The following is a 16,691-nucleotide window of genomic DNA, read 5'->3' as shown; positions in this document are numbered from 1 at the left end:
GTTTCCGTCTCCTCGTCGTCTGCTACGGGGGTCACGCACGGGATTTCAACGCCGCCGCGCCTGAGATTCATCCCTACCCGATCTCCGGCGACCGATCCAGGTCACGACAGGACCATCCGCACGGCCAGTAGCGTGATCACCGCACTCGACACCAGAGCCGTGGCCAACCGCCCCCGGTGACCCGTCAGCGCCCGCCCCAGCAGGGCGCCGCCGCCGGCCAGCAGGAGCTGCCAGCTCGCGGACGCGGCGAACGCCGCGAGGACGAACACGCCCTGTTCCAGGGGGCGTACGGCGTTTTCGGCGTGGGTGCCGAGGACCAGGGCCGCGAAATAGATCACCGTCGTGGGGTTCAGGAGCGTGATGCCGAGCAGGGACAGATACGCCCGGGCGGGGCTCGGGGGAGGCGGTGTCGAGCGGGTGGCGAGGCGGTGGTCGCGGTACTGGCGTACGGCGGTGACCGCGCCGCGGGCCACGAGCACCACCAGGACCAGGGCGGCCGCCCAGCGCAGCGGTCCGAGGACCGGCCGCAGCAGTGCGGCGACGGCGGAACCGCCGACCGTGGCCACCAGGGCGTAGAGCCCGTCGGCGGTCGCCACGCCGAGCGCGGCGCACCCACCGGTGCGCAGGGACGTGCGGGCGGTGAGGGAGACGAGGTAGGTCGCGACCGCGCCGACGGGAACGGCGATGCCGTAGCCCGCGAGCAGCCCCGCGACGAGCGCGGCGGTCACGAGCGCGGAAGCGTGGGCCCCACGGTCGGCCGGGCTGCTGCTGGCCGCGCACCGGAAGGACGGCGGTGGCGGTCGGCGGCAGGAAGGCTTCGGTCATCGACATGGCCAGATAGTGCGGGCGGCGGGCGGACGGCCGCAACCGGAATTCCCATCTGCGGGGCGGTCGGCGCCCAGGCCGGCACGCTGGGGGCGGGGCGTCAGGACGGCCGAGTTGGTCGGGTGGGCGCAGGCGGGTCGAGTACCCCCAGTTCCACCCGCCGCAGCCGCTCCGGCTCGGCGACGACGTCGTACGCCGTGATCCGCCCGCCCTCGACGGTGACCGTGAGCGCGAACAGCAGCCGCCCGTGCGGGGCGACGACGAGGCCGACGTCTCCGTCGACCAGGGCGAGGGCCGCGAACCGGGACCGCTCGCGCAGCGCCACGGTCCCCTCGGCCACCGCCCTGGCGCCCCGCAGCTCCACCGGGACTCCGGGCGGCAACGCGGCCGGATCGGCACGGCGCACCACGTCGGGTGCCAGCACCTCCAGCAGCCCGCCCAGATCACCGCCCCGCGCGGCAGCGAGGAACGCTTCCACCAGCCGTCGATGCCGGTCGAGCTCGGCCTCCGGGACCGCGGGAGTGCCCCGGACCTTGCGCCGAGCCCGGCTGGCGAGCTTCTTCGCGGCGGGCAGGGAGCGGTCCAGAATCCGGGCGATGCGGTCGAACGGCACCCCGAACAGGTCGTGCAGCACGAACGCGACCCGCTCGGCGGGTGCCAGCCGGGCGAGCACCACCAGCAGGGCGACGCCCACCGCGTCGGCCAGCACGGCCGCGTCCTCGGGGGAGTCCGAACCGGTCCTGTCCGGCACCTCCACGCCGTACGGCTCCTCCCGCCGGGTCGCCCGCGAGCGCAGCATGTCCAGGCAGATCCGCGAGACCACGGTCGTCAGCCAGCCCCCCAGGTTGTCGATGCCGTCGCCACCGGTCCGCTCCAGCCGCAGCCAGGCCTCCTGAACGGCGTCCTCCGCCTCGTCGGGCGAGCCCAGCATGCGGTGCGCCAGCGTCCGCAGCCGCCCCCGCTCACCCTCGAACCGCCACGCAGGACCGTCGTGCCCGTCCATCGGTCACCTTTCTCCGTCGTGCCCCGTCACTCCACTGACGATTCCCGGAGCACCGAGGTGACCGACATGCCCCTCCTGCACATCGACTCCAGCGCCGACACGGCCGACGACTCCGTCAGCAGGTACCTGACCGGCCTGTTCGCGAGAACCTGGCGGGCCCGCAACGGCGCGGGCCCCTACCGCCACCTGGATCTGTGCGCAGACCCGGTCCCCGCGCTCGGCCCGGCGTACACCTCTCTCGGCCGCCGCGTGGAACGCGAGGGCTTCGCCCCGCCGGAAAAGGTGCCGGCGCTGATCGAGAACGCTGCCGAGGAACGCGAGTGGGATCTCACCCGGCCCCTCATCACCGAACTGCGCGCCGCGGACACGGTGTTGCTCGGTGTCCCGATGTACAACTTCTCGATCCCCGCGTCCCTGAAGGCCTGGATCGACCGCGTGACCTTCCCCGGCGCGTACGCCGACCCCGACACCGGCGAGAGCCTGCTGCGGGACACCCGTGTGGTCGTGGTCATGGCGCGGGGCGGCGGCTACGGCCCTGGCACACCGCGGGAGTCGTACGACTTCCAGACGCCCTACCTCAGGTCCTACTTCGGCGAACTCGGCGTACGGCAGCTGCATTTCGTGGCCGCCGAACTCACCCTCGCCGCTCTGCTGCCGCATCTGGCGCACCTGGAGGACCTGGCCACCGACTCGCTCACCAGGGCCCGCGCGGAGCTGACCGCACTCGCCACCGCCTGACCTCAGCGGGACTCCAGCAACAGCCGGGCCGCCTCGCGCGCCTCCGTCGCCGGGTGCGTGCTCCGTGTGATGCCCGCCGTCACCATCGCGCCCTCCGTGAGCAGGAACAGCGGCCCGGCGAGCGTGGCGGGCCGTCCCGCGTCGGCCACGAGTGCGGCGAGGTAGTCCGCGAACGCCCCCTTGTGCGCCCGGACTTGGGCCGCAACCCGGTCCGAGGTCGCGCCCAGTTCGCCGTACGAGTTGATCCACGCGCACCCGCGGAACCCCTCCTCGCCGAACCACTGCTCCAGCCAGTCGAAGACGGCCAGGATCCGCTCCTCAGGGGTCGGGAGGAGTTCCACGAACGCGGCGAGCCGCGTCCGCCAGCGCCCGTCCCGTCGCTCCAGATAGGCCTCCACCAGCTGCTCCTTCGCCGGGAACAGCTGGTAGAGCCGCTTGAGGGAGACACCGGACGCGCCGCGGATGTCGTCCATGCCGACGGACTGGATGCCCCGCCCGTAGAACAGCTCCTCGGCGGCGTCCAGCGCCCGTTCGCGGGCCGCTGCGCTGTCCATGGACGACCACTCCTTGACGTGAGAACGTTCGTTCTCCTACGTTAGCAGGCATCCGGAGAACGCACGTTCTCCCATGGCTGTGCCGGAGGATGACATGACCGCCCGCCCGCCCCTGCCGCCCTTCACCCGCGAGACCGCCGCCCGGAAGGTGCAGGCCGCCGAGGACGCCTGGAACACCCGTGACCCGCAGCGGGTGGCGCTCGCCTACTCGGAGGACTCCGTGTGGCGCAACCGCGGCACCTTCGTCACCGGCCGTGCCGGGATCGTCGATCTCCTCACCGCGAAGTGGGCGCGCGAGCGCGAGTACGCGCTGCGCAAGGACCTGTGGGCGTACGACGGCAACCGCATCGCGGTCCGTTTCCAGTACGAGTGCCAGGACTCCGAAGGACAGTGGTGGCGGTCGTACGGCAACGAGCTGTGGGAGTTCGACGAGCACGGGCTGATGACCCGGCGCGAGGCCAGCATCAACGACGTGCCGATCGAGGAGAAGGAGCGCCGGATCCGCGGACCCCGGCCCGAGGCCGAGCGGGGGCTGTCCTTCCCGCTTGAGTAGGGTTCCGCCGTGACCGAACAGGACGAGACACCGCCCTTTCTCTACGTCGTCGTCTGCGCCGCGGGCATCGCCGCCGAGGTCGGCAAGCTGATCACCGCCGCGCAGGAGCGGGAGTGGCACGTCGGGGTCATCGCGACGCCGACCGCCATGAACGGCTTCTTCGACACGGCGGCCGTCGAGGCGCAGACCGGCTATCCGATCCGCTCGGCCTGGCGTCGCCCGGGTGAGCCTCGGCCCTTCCCCGAGCCCGACGCGGTCGTGGTGGCCCCGGCCACCTTCAACACGATCAACAAGTGGGCCGCCGGGATCGCCGACACCCTCGCCGTGGGCACTCTGTGCGAGGTGGCCGGCCAGGGCGTCCCGATCGGCGTCCTGACCTGTGTCTCCGACCACCTCGCCGGTCACCCCGCCTACCAGGACAGTCTGATACGGCTGCGGGGGATGGGCGTGCGGTTCGGGTACCCCTACCAGGGCGCCGAAGGCGAGGAGTTCGGGTGGGAGCGGGCGCTGGACCTGGTGGAGTGAGTCAGACCTCGACCCCCAGCGGGGTGCCGGGTGTCAGCCAGCGGAAGCGGGTGCGGAGGCCGGCGGGGGCGTGGCCGAGTTCGGCCTCGACGGCTTCGCGGCCCTCCTGGAAGTGCGACCAGCCCTCGTAGTGCACGGGCAGCACGGTGTGCGGGCGCAGCAGGCCGCACAGTTCGAGCGCCGGGGCCGCGGTCATCGTGTAGCGGACCGGGCCGCTCAGGGGGAAGCGCACCCCGCCCAGGTGGAGCAACACCGTGCCCACGTCGATCCGTCGGGGCACCTCGCGCACTCCCGCGTACAGGACCGTGTCGCCGGTGATCCACAGGGCGCCGTGCCGCTGGCCCTCCCAGCGCAGCGCGAAGCCGGTGACGTCCCCGACCAACGGGTGGGACAGGGGCGGGCCGTGCCGGGCGGGGGTGGCCGTGACCTCGACGGCGGGGCGGCCAGGTGACTCCAGGCGCCAGGTGGTCCAGGCGGCGAGACCGCGGGCGTTGCCGCCGAGCCGGCCTGCCCCGGGCGGTGTGGTCAGGACGGTGTCCGCGGTGGGCAGCAGGGCCCGACCGGCCGTGTCCAGGTTGTCGGCGTGGTGGTCGTGCGTCAGCAACACCGCGTCCAGCCGCGGGAGTTCGGCGGCCTTGAGGGCCGGCCCCGCCGTCTTGCGGGACGAGGTGCCCCAGCCGAACGAGTAGCGCCGGCCGGGCGGGTCGAACGTCGGGTCGGTCAGCAGCCGCCAGCCCGCCGCCTCGATGAGCGTGGTCGGCCCGCCGATGTGGGTGATGCGCGCCTCGGTCACGGGCAGGTCCCTTCCGGAAGCCCGGGGCGGTGGTGGTCCGCCCCGGACCCACCGACTACTTGGCGTGCGACAGAGCCCAGTCGAGGACGTGGTCGGCGATCTCCTCCCAGCCAGGTGCGGCGGGCAGGAGATGCGGCCTGCCCGCGTACTCCTCGATCTCGGTGATCGTGTTCGACTTGTAGTGCCGGGCGTTGGACTGCTGCACCTTCGGCGGCATCAGATGATCGTGCTCACCCGCGACGAACAGCAGGGGAGCCCGGTTGTCGTTGGCGTAGTCGACGTAGGTGCTCTGGTGGCCGGGGCGCAGGGTGGCAAGGGCGCTGTCGAAGAAGATGCTGCCCGAGGCCGGGACGGCGTAGCGCTCGTACAGCGCCCGGGAGTCCTCCTCGGAGAACGTGTTCGTGAACGCGTAGTGCCACTGCTCGAAGTTGAGGGCAACCGCCCGATGCCGGTTCGCCGGGTTCCTCAAAACCGGGAAAGCCGCCTTGACCTGGGTCAGCGGCACCACCGCGACGCCTTCCGTCGGCGCCGAGTTGAGGGCGACGCCCGCCGCCCCGTACCCGCGGTCCAGCAGAAGCTGCACGAACACGCCCCCGGCGGAGTGGCCGATCAAAACCGGGGGCTTGTCCAGGCCGCCGACCACGCTCTCCAGGCTCTCGACGATCTGTGGGACGGTGACCTTCTCCACCGGTGTCGGATCGGCGTTCAGGGATTCGACCTCGACCTCGAAGCCCGGGTAGGCGGGCGCGAGGACGCGGTAGCCGCGCTTCTCGTAGTGGGCGATCCAGTGTTCCCAGCTCCTCGGGGTGACCCAGAAGCCGTGGATCAGGACGATGGTGTCCGGAGCGCTCATGGCCCCTCCTCGGGGGTGTCAGCGAGTGGCGCGGTGGGCGGCCTCGATCTGCCGGACGACGGCGTCCGGGCGGGACATCATCACGACGTGCGAGGCGCCCTCGACCTCGACGACCCGGCTCTTCGCCCGCTTCGCCATGAAGCGCTGAGCGGCGGGCGGGATGACCCGGTCGGCGGTAGCTACGACGTACCAGGACGGCAGGGACCTCCACGCCGGTACACCACTGGCGGAGTCCAACCCGAGCAGGCTGCCCGGGCGTTGGGCCACCGCCAGCACCCGGGTGAGCGACCGCGGCAGGTCCTGGGCGAAGACGTCATGGAACTTCGCCGGGTCGACGTAGCCGTCGATGCCCGGGGTGGGGCTGCCCGGTACCGGGTACGGGCGGATCAGCAGTGCACTGGGCAGCCGGCTGCCCGGGAACTGTCCGGCCAGCTGGAGCGCGGTCTCACCCTCGTCCGGTGCGAACGCGGCTACATACACAAGGGCCTTGACGTTGGCGCGGCCGCGCCCCGCGTTGGTGATGACCTCGCCGCCGTAGGAGTGGCCGACCAGGATCACCGGGCCCGGAATCGTGTCGACGACGCTGCCGACGTACTCCGCGTCACCGGCTGGGTCGCGCAGGGGGTTGGCCGGTTCCGTCGCGGCGCGGGACGCGTACGCCGTGGCCCGCATCTCGTCGAACGTCGTGAGGGCGGCGCGCAGGTGCTGCCGGGCGTCCTTGCGGCGCTTGCGGCGGCGCAGCCACTCGCCGAACAGGAGATGGGACATCGCCAGGTCGGACCGCGCCCGGGTCCCGGACAGCAGGGCGATCGCCTCCCGGTACAGGTCCTCGGCGTCGCCCACCGGGGCCAGCAGGGCCCGGCAGCGGGCCAGCAGGCCCAGCGCCCAAGGGGTCGCGGTGGCCCCCGCCCGGGAGGCGAGCGTACCCAGGGCGGCCGTGGCCAGGACGCGGTCGCCGCAGCGGACGGCGGCCTCGATCAGCGGGGGCAGCAGACGGGAGTGCACCCCGAGCAGGTCCTGCTCCATCAGCTCGTGGGTGAAGGAGCGGGCCCGCGCGTAGTCGCCGCCGCCGAGGGCGAGGATCACCGTGCCGATCCGCGCGATGGACTCCACGGCGCCGTTGCCCAGCCAGGTGCCGGCCTCCATCGAGCCGCGCAGCACCACCTCCAGGTTCTCGGAGTCGGCGTGCCAGGCGAGCAGTTCCGGGTGCCGGTACAGCTCCCACATCTCGTCGCTCGCACCGATCGCCGACCGGATCTGGCGGCCCTGGGCGTTCAGGTCGTCCGCGAGCGAGAGATGGCCGAGGATCGTCTCGTGCATCACCGCGCAGTACAGGGCCATGTCCAGCTGCTGAAGCGCACCCGTCGCGCGGGCGACGTCCGCGGCCCGTTCCACGACCGCGCTCTGGGCGTCCTCGTCCCACAGCATCATCGAGAGCGTGACCGTGGGCAGAAACGCCTGCAGCACGTCCGCGTCGGAGGTCCGCGGGTCGAGCAGCATCGCATGGGCCCGCCGCATGTCGGGCACCGCGCGTTCGTACCCGTCGGTCACGAGGACCGCGAAGGCACGCAGCACCAGGTCCACGCCGGTCGCGGGGCGGGTGCGGGGGAGCAGGTCGTCGACGGCCCGGGCTATCTCGGCCACCGTCGTGTCCCGGATCAGGTGTTCCGCGGTGATGGCACGGTCCACCGCTCTCAGGAGGGCCTCCCGGGCGAGCTCCGGCGCCCCGTCCGCGAGGGCCCGGGCGGCTCGCAGACACAGGGCGGCCGCCGGCGCGAAGGAACCGGCGTCGCCCAGGAAGGCCACCGCGTTCGCGCGCACCAGCAGCGCCCGGCCCCGGCCCACGTCACCCAGCAGCCCGACGTCCAGCGCGTCGAGCAGCGACTCGGCCTGGAGCGGGGCCCCGGCGGTCAGCGCGGCCTCCGCCGCGGCGAGCAGCCGGCCGGTGCGCACGGCATCGTCCGGCGTCATCTCGGCGGCCCGGGTCAGGAACGTGGCGCGGGCCGCGTGACCGCCGCGCGCCCCCGCCCGGTCGGCGGCGTCCTCCAGGCCCGCGGCGACGGACTCGTCCGGTCCGATCGTCGCCGCGGCCCGGTGCCAGGCCCGCCGGTCGGTGTCCGCGGGGCGGTCGGTCACCTCGGCCAACGCCCGGTGCGCGCGCCGCCGTTCCACGCTGGTGGCGCCCCCGTACACCGCGGACCGCACCAGCGGATGCCGGAACACGACACTCTGGCGCAGGGTGACGAGCCGCGCCGCCTCGGCGGGTTCGGAGTCCTCGGGTCCGGCTCCGAGCCGACGGGCCGCGGCCGTCACGTAGGCGAGGTTCCCGCCGGGCTCGGCCGCAGCCAGCAGCAACCAGGTACGGGTCGGGCCGGGCAGCGCACGCACCTGCTCCAGGTAGTGCGCCTCCAACCGGCTTCCCACTGGCAGTGGTTCGGGCAGCGCGAGGGACCCGGAGAGCTGGTCGGCGGAGAGCTCCCGGCCGAGGTCGGCCAGCGCGAGCGGGTTCCCGGCGGTGGCGGCCACGATGCGGGCGCCGACCCGGACGTCCACGGGGTGGTCCACGGCCTCCCGCAGCAGCTCCAGGGCGAACTCCTCCTCCAGGGCACCGACTTCGGTCACCGGGAGGCCGGCGGGGACCTCGAACCCGGTCCGTGCGGCCAGCAGCAGACCGACGCCCTCCGCGTGCACCCGGCGGGCCACGAAGGCGAACACCCCGAGGGACTCCTCGTCGACCCACTGGGCGTCGTCGACGCAGACCAGCACCGGCCGCCCCTTCGCGGTCTCGGCGAGCAGGCTCAGCGTCGCCAGCCCCACCAGGAACCGGTCCGCGGGCGGACCGTCGGCCAGCCCGCAGGCCACCCGCAGGGCGTCGTGCTGGGCCGGCGGCAGCATCCCGGGCCGCTTGAGGTCGTCCAGGAGCGGCACCAGCAGCCGGTGCAGGGCCGCGAACGGGAAACCCGACTCCGCCTCCACCCCCGCCACCCCGAGCACCCGCAGATCCGCGGCCTGGACGACCGCGTGGTCCAGCAGCGCCGTCTTGCCGATACCCGCGTCGCCCCGGAACACCACCACCCCGCTCAGCCCGTCACGCAGGGCCGCCACCAGGCCGTCGAGCCGTGTCCGTTCCCCGGTCCGCCCCTTGAGGATCACACCAACGCCTTTCGAGAAGGTCCGGATCCGAACGGTTCTATGCGGTTCTTGTGAAGATGCCTCATTCAACCATTACCGGACACGGCGGACGCAGGCATTCGGTTCAGCGGCAGTACCCGGCTTTGTCGACGGGAGCGGGGTTCGGCGCGTCGCCGTGGACCGCGAGGTGCACTCCAAGTCGTACGCTCCCCTTCGGACCCCTCTCCAAGGCAGGAGCAGCAACGATGCAGTACGTGAAGCTCGGTTCGACCGGCCTGGACGTCTCGCGGATCTGTCTGGGCTGCATGTCCTACGGACTTCCGGACCGAGGCGTGCACGAGTGGACCCTCGACGAGGAGGCGTCACGGCCACTGATCCGGCAGGCCCTGGACGCGGGCATCAACTTCTTCGACACCGCGAACGTCTACTCCGACGGCACCAGCGAGGAGATCGTCGGCAAGGCCCTCGCGGACTTCGCCAACCGTGACGAGATCGTCCTCGCGACCAAGGTGCACGGCCGGATGCGGTCGGGGCAGAACGCCTCCGGGCTGTCCCGCAAGGCGATCATGACGGAGATCGACCACAGCCTGAGGCGCCTCGGCACCGACTACGTCGACCTCTACCAGATCCACCGCTTCGACCCCCACACCCCGGTCGAGGAGACGATGGAGGCGCTGCACGACCTCGTGAAGGCGGGCAAGGTCCGCTACATCGGGGCGAGTTCGATGTACGCCTGGCAGTTCTCCAAGATGCAGTACACGGCGGAGCGGCACGGCTGGACCAGGTTCGTGTCCATGCAGAACCACTACAACCTCCTCTACCGCGAGGAGGAGCGCGAGATGCTGCCGCTCTGCGCCGACCAGGGCGTCAGCGTGCTGCCGTGGAGCCCGCTGGCCCGCGGCCGGCTGACCCGGGACTGGGGCACGGTCACCGACCGCAGCTCCACCGACGACTTCGGCAGCCGCCTCTACCAGGAGGGCGACCGCGCCATCGTCGAGACGGTCACCCGCATCGCCGGCGACCGGGGCGTCCCGCGCGCCCAGGTGGCCCTGGCCTGGCTGCTGGCCCAGGACACGGTGGCGGCCCCGATCGTCGGCGCGGGCAGGCCGCACCACATCGAGGACGCCGTGGCGGCCGTGGAACTGGAGCTCAGCGACAAGGAGATCGAGGAGCTGGAGGGGCCGTACACGGCCCGCCCCATAGTCGGTCACAGCTGACTTCGGCCGCGGCCGACTAATGGGGTCCGTGCGGTGCGAACTCCGTGCCGCACGGACCCGCCCCCTCGCTCTCCGGCAACGGCACCCGCGCGCCGCTCATCGACAGGGTCCGGTAGTAGTGCCCGATCCGCTCGGTCGAGGCACCGACGTAGTGGCCGATGAACGACCGACGGAACCGGTCCGCCGTACGGTTCGGTTGCGAGCCGTGCACCAGGCTGCCGTTGAAGAACAGGACGTCCCCCGGCGACATGTCGACCGGAACCGCGGCGAGCCCCGGCGGCGGGGCGACGTACTCCCGCGCGAACGACACCTCGGAGTCCGCCAGTTCGGGACAGAACAGGTCCATCCGATGCGTTCCCGGGACGACTTCCAGCCCTCCGTTGTCCCGGTCGATCACATCGCAGGCGACCCAGGCCGCGACACACGTGCCCGGCTCCACCCGCAGATAGAAGTTGTCCTGGTGCAGCGCCTGGCCCCGCGCCCCCGGCGGCTTGAAGTAGAACATGCTCTGCGCGGCGAGCACCTCCTCACCGAGCAGCGTCTCCAGCACCTCCCGGAGCCGGGCGTCCAACAGCACCCGCAGCGCCAGGTCGTTGATCTCGTGCGGCTGCATCACCCGCGGAAACCTCCGCAGCGGGTCCGTCGACTCGCTCGGCTCGAAGTGCCCCGGCACGGGCCCGCCGGCGTGCAGCGCCCCGAACTCGCCGCACAACCGGTCGATCTCGTCGCCTGCGAACAGCCCGCGGACGACCATGAAGCCGTCCTCCTGGAACTGCCGGACCCCCGTCTCGATGCCCGTCACTGTCATGCGTCCACTCCTCGGTGAGATGTGTTCCACTCGTCACGCTAGGCCGCCGCCGACCGGAGGAGGATGACCGTGACCGCCGACGGATTGCCCGAGACTGCTGCGCCCGGCGACCCCGCCCCGCCACCGGGCCTCGTGGTCGTCGGCCACTACGACGAACTTCCGGGCTACGCCGTCCAACGACCGCACGGCGCCGACAGCTGGCTGTTCACGTGGACGGTGGGCGGCCGGGGCACCCTGCGCCAGGGCCGCGCCGAGACCGGCGCGGGCGCCGGGGACCTGGTGGTGCTCGCTCCCGGCACCCCGCACCGCTACACCGTCGAACAAGGCGCCCCCCACTGGGAGTTCTGGTGGGCCCACTGCACGGCCCGCCCCTCCTGGACCACTTGGCTGCAACCACACGCCGTCGGCGACGGCATGTACGTCGTCAGCGCGGGTTCCTCGGGCGGCGGTCCGGAGGGCGTGCGTGCGGGTTCTTCGGGCGGTGACGCGGATGGTGTCCGGGCGGGTTTCCGGGGCGGCCGGGCTGGCGTCAGTGCGGGTTCCTCGGGCGGTGACGCGGATGGTGTCCGGGCGGGTTTCCCGGGCGGCCGGGCTGGCGTCAGCGCGGGTTTTTCGGGCGGCGGCCCGGACGGCATGCGCACGTGCTCCTCGGGCGGCGGCCCGGACGGCATGCGCGCGGATTCCCCGGGCGGCGGCCCGCATCGCGTCCGTACGGATCCATCCGACGGTGACCGACACGGCGTCCCGCGAGACCGCTCCGCACGCAGCCCGCACGTCAGGATCGAGGCGGCCTTCCGACGGATGCTCGGCGACGCCCGCTGGACCGGCACCGGCACCCCGCCCCCGACCACCCCGCCCGACGACCGCGTCACCGTCGCGGTGGCCCATGGCGCCACCGCCCGTGAACTCGCCCTGTGCGCACTGGAGGAGGCCGTCCTGCTCGCCGCGGGTGCCGCGCGCCGGGCCGGGACCGGGGCCGGTGTGGACCCCCGGGTGCACCGCGCCCAGGAGCTGATCGTGGCCGACCCCGGCGCCGCGCACACCGTGCGGTCGCTGGCCGCCCAGGTGTCGCTGTCGCCCTCCCGCTTCGCCCATCTCTTCACCCGGCAACTGGGCCGCTCACCGATGCGGGCGCTGCGCGAGGCACGTCTGCAGCATGCCGCCCGGCTGCTGGAGGGCACGGACCTGTCTGTGGAACGCGTCGCGGCCGCTTCCGGTTTCGCCAGCCCCTTCCACTTCAACAGGGTGTTCAGAGCCCGCTACGGGACTCCGCCCGGGGCCTACCGGTCCGCCGGTTCAATGGTTGAGGCATGACATCGCGGCGCCACCCGGACGCGCCGTGTAGTGGACGTTCAATGGTTTCCTGGATCTCCTCGCGGAGTTGACTGAATCCCGTTTCCAATTGTGAAATCGAGAGAACGGCAATCTCCGGGGCCTCGACCTTGACGTCTCGTCAAATCAGCGTGAGGCGAACGCAATGCACAAAACCGCGAGATCTCTTGTTAGGCCTCCCTGACCTGTGCAAAGGTGTGTGTGTCGGCGCACAGTCAATGCACATTTCCCACCTGTGTGCTCTCGACCCCCTCCGTACGCCCCATGCTTCAAAAGAGCTGTCCAAGGCGGACGTACCCATAGGTATGGACTTGAAGCAACGCAGCATGCCCTCGGGAGGAAATGCCGCCGTGAGTGACGCAGGCCTGTCGAATTCCCCGTCTCCGGTTCGTCCGTACGACGTGACGGACGAACAACTGAGCGCCGAGCTCAAGAAGTGGAGCGGTACGACGCCCGCGCTGCAACCGGTCGGTGAACTCCTCGACCGGCACTGGGAGGCCGCCTTCGCCTACGCGCGGCTGTGCACCGACGGTCCCCGTCCCGCCGGCATGCTCACCACGGCCGCGTTCACCCGCCTCTTCGGGGAGTCGCTGCGTCAGACCGGGCCGACCGCCGCGTGGCGTCCCCATCTGCTCGTCACCGTCCGCCGTATCGCGGCCGAGTGGGACTCCGACGGCCGTCGGGAGATGCTCCATCCCGCGCTGAGAACCGAGGCGGGCGGCGAACGTGCCGCGGCCCGCCTGCTGCCGCCCTCGGAGCGGCGTCTGCTCTCCGGCGCCTTCCAGCGCCTGCCCCAGTCGGCCCGCTGCCTGCTGTGGCACACCGAGGTCGAGGCCGAACCGCTCGGTGTCCCCGCCGCCCTCCTCGGACTGGACGAGGAGGACGCCGGCGTCGAACTCCGCCGGGCCCGCGACCGGCTCCGCGAGGAGTGCCTCCAGGTCCACCGCGAACTCGCCCCCGAGCAGGAGTGCCGGCACTACCTGCGACTGCTCGACGTGACCTACCGGCGCGGCGGCGTCGACCTCGATCCCGATCTGCGCGAGCACCTGGAGCGGTGCAGGCACTGCATGCACACCGCGGACCAGCTCCACCAGTTCAACGGCGACCTCGGCACCGCACTCGCCGAGGCCGTGCTCGGCTGGGGAGCCGCCGCCTACGTGGCGTCCCGGATGAGCGTCGACGACAGCGGAGCCCGGCACGAGGCCGCGCGACACGCCCCGGCCAGACCGTTCGTGGCAGAGGCCTTCGGCGCCCCGGCGCCGTTCGACGCCGCGTTCCCGGGCGCCCCCGCGTCCGCTCCCGTTCCCACCGAACCGCTGCCCGCCGTCCCCGGTCCCCGCTCGCGGGCCCGCTCGGCCAACCGCCGTTCCGCCCACAAGGCCGCCCGGCGCACCTCCCGGCGCAACCTCACCGCCGCCGTCCTGACCGTCAGCGGGCTCGTCGTCCTGCCGCTGGTCCTGTGGTCCTCGTTCAGCTCCGGAGACGGCAACGGCCCCGCCGACGCCGCCCCGACCGAGGCACCGGGCTCCGACACGGCCTCCTCGACCACCGACCCGTCCTGGGCCGGGGCCGACGAGGCGCGCCAGGGCGACCTGAGCGGACGGCTGCACAACGTCGAGTCCGGGCTGTGCGTCGGCGTCGCAGGCAAGAAGGTCGCCCAGGGCGCCGAGACCGAGCTCGCGGAATGCTCCGCGGCCAAGGGCCAGCAGTGGACGTACGAGACCGACGGCCTGCTGCGCAGCGCCGCCGACCCCGATCTGTGCCTCGACTCCCACCTCGGCTTCTCGGTACGGCTCGCGCCCTGCGCCGGCGCCACCGAGGCCGACGCCAAGGACATCCGCTACGACTTCACCCTGCAGGGCACCCTGGTACCGCGCTGGGACCAGGACCTCGCCCTGGCCCCCGCCGCCACCGACGGGTCCGGCGCGCTGGTGCTGAAGAACCGCGACGACGGCTCCGCCCAGCGCTGGGTCTTCGACACCTCCAAGACCGACCCCCAGATGCAGGCGGTCAACTGGGACGCCGAGAGCAGCCCGAGCCCGACCCCAACCCCGAAGTCGGCCCCCGCACCCTCGAAGACGCCCACGGCGACCCCGAAGGCGTCCGCCACCCCGGAGCCCACACCGCCGATACCGTCGACCGCCCCCACCCCGAGCGGCAACTGCGCCACCAACCCGTACGCCTGCTCGTGGGGCGGCCCGTACGGCGGGGGCTACGGCTATGGCGGGGGCTACGGCTACGGCGGCGGTTACCCGGGCGGTTACCCAGGTGGCTACGGCGGCGGGCGCTGACCCGCCTCAGGCCCCGACGAGCTGGAGCGAGCCCCACAGCGCCACCACGGCGGCGGCGAGCGCGGTCGGCACGGTCAGCAGACCGAGCCGGCTGAACTCCCCGAGCCCGACCTCGTGGTCGTGCCGGTGGAGGATGCGCCGCCACAGCAGCGTGGCCAGGGACCCGGCGTAGGTCAGGTTCGGGCCGATGTTCACCCCGAGCAGCACCGCGAGGACCGCGCCGGGACCGGCCGAGGCGGTGAGCGGCAGCAGGACCAGGACCGCGGGCAGGTTGTTGATCAGGTTCGCCAGTACGGCGGCCAGCGCGGCGATCCCCAGCAGTGCGACGATGCCGGCCCCGTCGGGCAGCACATGGCGCAGGGCGTCGGCGAGTCCGTTGTCGACGACCGCGCGTACCACGACGCCCAGGGCGAGCACGAACGCCAGGAACGCCGGTGCCGCCGCCCGCACCACCGCCACCGGCGTGGCCTTGCGGCGCACGAGCGCGCGGCCCGCCAGCACCAGCGCCCCCGCGCACGCCACCCAGGCGGGATCGACGCCGAACGCGGAGGCCACCACGAACCCGGCCAGCGTGCAGCCGACGGTGACGAGCGCGAACAGCGGCAGTGCGGGCTCCTCGCACGGCTCGGGGGAGTGGTCCACGACGGTCAGGTCGGCTTCGAAGAAGCGCAGGAAGACCACGTACTCGACGCCGATCGCCACCAGCCAGGGCAGCGCCATCAGCAGCGCGAACCGGGTGAAGCTCACCCCGCTCGCCTCGAAGGCCAGCAGGTTGGTCAGGTTGGACACCGGCAGCAGCAACGAGGCCGTGTTCGACAGGTGGGCGCACGCATAGACGTGCGGCTTGGCGCGGGCGCCCATCCGGGAGGCGGTGACCAGCACCACCGGGGTCAGCAGCACCACGGTGGCGTCCAGGCTGAGCACCGCAGTGATCACCGACGCCAGTCCGAACACCCCGGTCAGCAGCCGCCCGGGGGACCCCGCCGAGCGGCGGGCCAGCCAGGCCCCGCAGGCCTGGAAGAGCCCCTCGACGTCACAGAAGTGGGCGAGCACCAGTACGGCCGCCAGGAACCCGACCACCGGCCCGAGCCGCTCGGCCTCCGCCCACGCGTGCTCCGGGGAGATCGCCCCGGTCACCACCGCGAGCCCCGCCGCCGGGACCGCGACCACCGCTTCCGGCCAGCCGAAGGGGCGCAGCACCGCCCACACGAGTACGGCGACGAGCAGGGTGACGGACAGGGCTTCGGCGAGCGGGGTGTTCAGGGCGAATCCTTCGGGACGCGAGCAGATCGTGCCCGGTCATGAAACCAGGCCGGGGTAAGAAGTCGTCTCATACCCCCGACTGTGATCTTCAGGCGCCCGTGCCGGGACTGAACGGGATCAGCCGCACCGACGACTCGGTGCCGGACACCGGGACCTCCCCGCCCCGCCATGTCACCTTCAGGGGGTCCTCCTCGTCGGGCGGGGTCACCAGGAGGGCGGCCGGGGTGGCCGTGCCCGCCCCACTGACTTCGGGGTTCGCGAAGGACAGTCCCGCCCAGGCACTCCGGCCGGGCGCCAGTGACACGGTCTCCGGATCGGCCGAGGACCGCTTCGGGTCCGGGCCCAGCTGCTTGCCGGACGCGTCGACGAAGGCGGTGCCCGGATAGCCGTACAGGGTGCAGGTGCGGTTCGACCTGTTCGTCAGCACGACCGGGAAGTTCTCCTGGCCCGCGCCCGGGTTGTTGCGGCCCACGGAGGCGCTCAGCTCGGAGGTGTGACAGCGGGTGCCGGAAGCCGGGGACGGGGTGAGGGAGTTGCTCACCGCGTCGGTCGGGACGCCGCTCGGCGCGCTGCTCGCGTCTTCTGTGGCGGAGCCGGACGGCGTGGTGCCGGATTCCGTGCGCGGGGCGCTCGCCGTGTCGTCGCCACTGCCGCAGCCCGTCAGCAGGCCGAGCACCGCGAGCGAACTCGCGAGCAGAGCCGCCCGCCGCACACCCAGGGACCTGTTCGTCATGTCTCCACACTCCCGGAGATCTCACGCACGCGCGCGGACATGGAGGGATTTCAGGACACGGCCGACCCCGC

At 72.6% G+C, this 16,691-nt stretch carries 15 protein-coding genes and 1 pseudogene; 7 read left to right on the top strand and 9 right to left on the bottom strand.

Features of this window, described 5'->3' with window-relative positions:
• Positions 1-101 precede the first annotated feature (101 nt).
• Complete coding sequence (locus tag AB0D34_RS22425) at positions 102-728, bottom strand: LysE family transporter (protein ID WP_362663978.1); 627 nt, start codon at positions 726-728, stop codon at positions 102-104.
• 197 nt (positions 729-925) lie between these two features.
• On the bottom strand, positions 926-1,828 hold the full coding sequence (locus AB0D34_RS22420; RefSeq protein ID WP_362663976.1) for a sigma-70 family RNA polymerase sigma factor: 903 nt from the start codon (positions 1,826-1,828) through the stop codon (positions 926-928).
• Between the two features lie 66 nt (positions 1,829-1,894).
• On the opposite strand from AB0D34_RS22420, the gene AB0D34_RS22415 reads away from it, so the two are divergent.
• Positions 1,895-2,566, top strand: coding sequence for an NAD(P)H-dependent oxidoreductase (locus AB0D34_RS22415; RefSeq protein WP_362664163.1), 672 nt, complete (start codon positions 1,895-1,897; stop codon positions 2,564-2,566).
• 2 nt (positions 2,567-2,568) lie between these two features.
• On the opposite strand, the gene AB0D34_RS22410 is transcribed toward AB0D34_RS22415, so the two are convergent.
• Complete coding sequence (locus AB0D34_RS22410) at positions 2,569-3,120, bottom strand: TetR/AcrR family transcriptional regulator (RefSeq protein WP_362663974.1); 552 nt, start codon at positions 3,118-3,120, stop codon at positions 2,569-2,571.
• Positions 3,121-3,214: 94 nt separating this feature from the next.
• Between AB0D34_RS22410 and AB0D34_RS22405 the strand changes: the two genes are divergently transcribed.
• Entirely contained in the window at positions 3,215-3,673 is a 459-nt protein-coding gene (locus tag AB0D34_RS22405) for a nuclear transport factor 2 family protein (RefSeq protein WP_362663972.1), read from the top strand.
• A 9-nt stretch (positions 3,674-3,682) separates the two neighbouring features.
• Positions 3,683-4,198: a flavoprotein gene (locus AB0D34_RS22400; protein WP_362663970.1), complete on the top strand. Its 516-nt coding sequence runs from the start codon at positions 3,683-3,685 to the stop codon at positions 4,196-4,198.
• Position 4,199: 1 nt separating this feature from the next.
• Here the strand turns inward: AB0D34_RS22400 and AB0D34_RS22395 are convergent, their stop codons facing one another.
• From AB0D34_RS22395 to AB0D34_RS22385, 3 genes are read right to left on the bottom strand one after another with little or no spacing between them, the layout of a single operon-like run.
• Complete coding sequence (locus tag AB0D34_RS22395; protein WP_362663968.1) at positions 4,200-4,991, bottom strand: MBL fold metallo-hydrolase; 792 nt, start codon at positions 4,989-4,991, stop codon at positions 4,200-4,202.
• Positions 4,992-5,046: 55 nt separating this feature from the next.
• Positions 5,047-5,844 (bottom strand): alpha/beta hydrolase, encoded by a 798-nt coding sequence (locus AB0D34_RS22390; protein WP_362663966.1) that lies wholly within the window; start codon positions 5,842-5,844, stop codon positions 5,047-5,049.
• An 18-nt stretch (positions 5,845-5,862) separates the two neighbouring features.
• Positions 5,863-8,997 carry an alpha/beta fold hydrolase gene (locus AB0D34_RS22385; protein WP_362663964.1) on the bottom strand — a complete coding sequence of 1,045 codons (3,135 nt, stop codon included), beginning with the start codon at positions 8,995-8,997 and terminating at the stop codon, positions 5,863-5,865.
• A 224-nt stretch (positions 8,998-9,221) separates the two neighbouring features.
• Between AB0D34_RS22385 and AB0D34_RS22380 the strand changes: the two genes are divergently transcribed.
• A complete protein-coding gene (locus tag AB0D34_RS22380; RefSeq protein ID WP_362663962.1) occupies positions 9,222-10,193 on the top strand; it encodes an aldo/keto reductase in 972 nt (323 codons plus the stop codon).
• A gap of 16 nt (positions 10,194-10,209) precedes the next feature.
• Here the strand turns inward: AB0D34_RS22380 and AB0D34_RS22375 are convergent, their stop codons facing one another.
• Positions 10,210-11,001 (bottom strand): phytanoyl-CoA dioxygenase family protein, encoded by a 792-nt coding sequence (locus tag AB0D34_RS22375; protein ID WP_362663960.1) that lies wholly within the window; start codon positions 10,999-11,001, stop codon positions 10,210-10,212.
• A gap of 63 nt (positions 11,002-11,064) precedes the next feature.
• Here AB0D34_RS22375 and AB0D34_RS22370 point away from each other — a divergent pair.
• The 3 genes and pseudogenes from AB0D34_RS22370 to AB0D34_RS22360 form a co-directional block, all read left to right on the top strand.
• Positions 11,065-11,352: pseudogene (locus tag AB0D34_RS22370) on the top strand (AraC family ligand binding domain-containing protein); the annotation flags it as partial.
• A 108-nt stretch (positions 11,353-11,460) separates the two neighbouring features.
• The gene (locus AB0D34_RS22365; protein WP_362664161.1) at positions 11,461-12,315 is read left to right on the top strand and encodes an AraC family transcriptional regulator; all 855 of its coding nucleotides are present in this window, start codon (positions 11,461-11,463) and stop codon (positions 12,313-12,315) included.
• A 368-nt stretch (positions 12,316-12,683) separates the two neighbouring features.
• Positions 12,684-14,624: a ricin-type beta-trefoil lectin domain protein gene (locus AB0D34_RS22360; RefSeq protein ID WP_362663958.1), complete on the top strand. Its 1,941-nt coding sequence runs from the start codon at positions 12,684-12,686 to the stop codon at positions 14,622-14,624.
• A gap of 6 nt (positions 14,625-14,630) precedes the next feature.
• On the opposite strand, the gene AB0D34_RS22355 is transcribed toward AB0D34_RS22360, so the two are convergent.
• On the bottom strand, positions 14,631-15,887 hold the full coding sequence (locus tag AB0D34_RS22355; RefSeq protein WP_362664159.1) for an SLC13 family permease: 1,257 nt from the start codon (positions 15,885-15,887) through the stop codon (positions 14,631-14,633).
• An 88-nt stretch (positions 15,888-15,975) separates the two neighbouring features.
• A complete protein-coding gene (locus AB0D34_RS22350) occupies positions 15,976-16,620 on the bottom strand; it encodes a DUF4232 domain-containing protein (protein WP_362663956.1) in 645 nt (214 codons plus the stop codon).
• Positions 16,621-16,691 lie beyond the last annotated feature (71 nt).

It is taken from the genome of Streptomyces sp. NPDC048420 (assembly GCF_040651535.1).
In the GTDB taxonomy this organism is placed as follows: domain Bacteria; phylum Actinomycetota; class Actinomycetes; order Streptomycetales; family Streptomycetaceae; genus Streptomyces.
The sequence above is the reverse complement of the archived record's forward strand: the minus strand, read 5'-3'. Positions and strand labels throughout refer to the sequence as shown.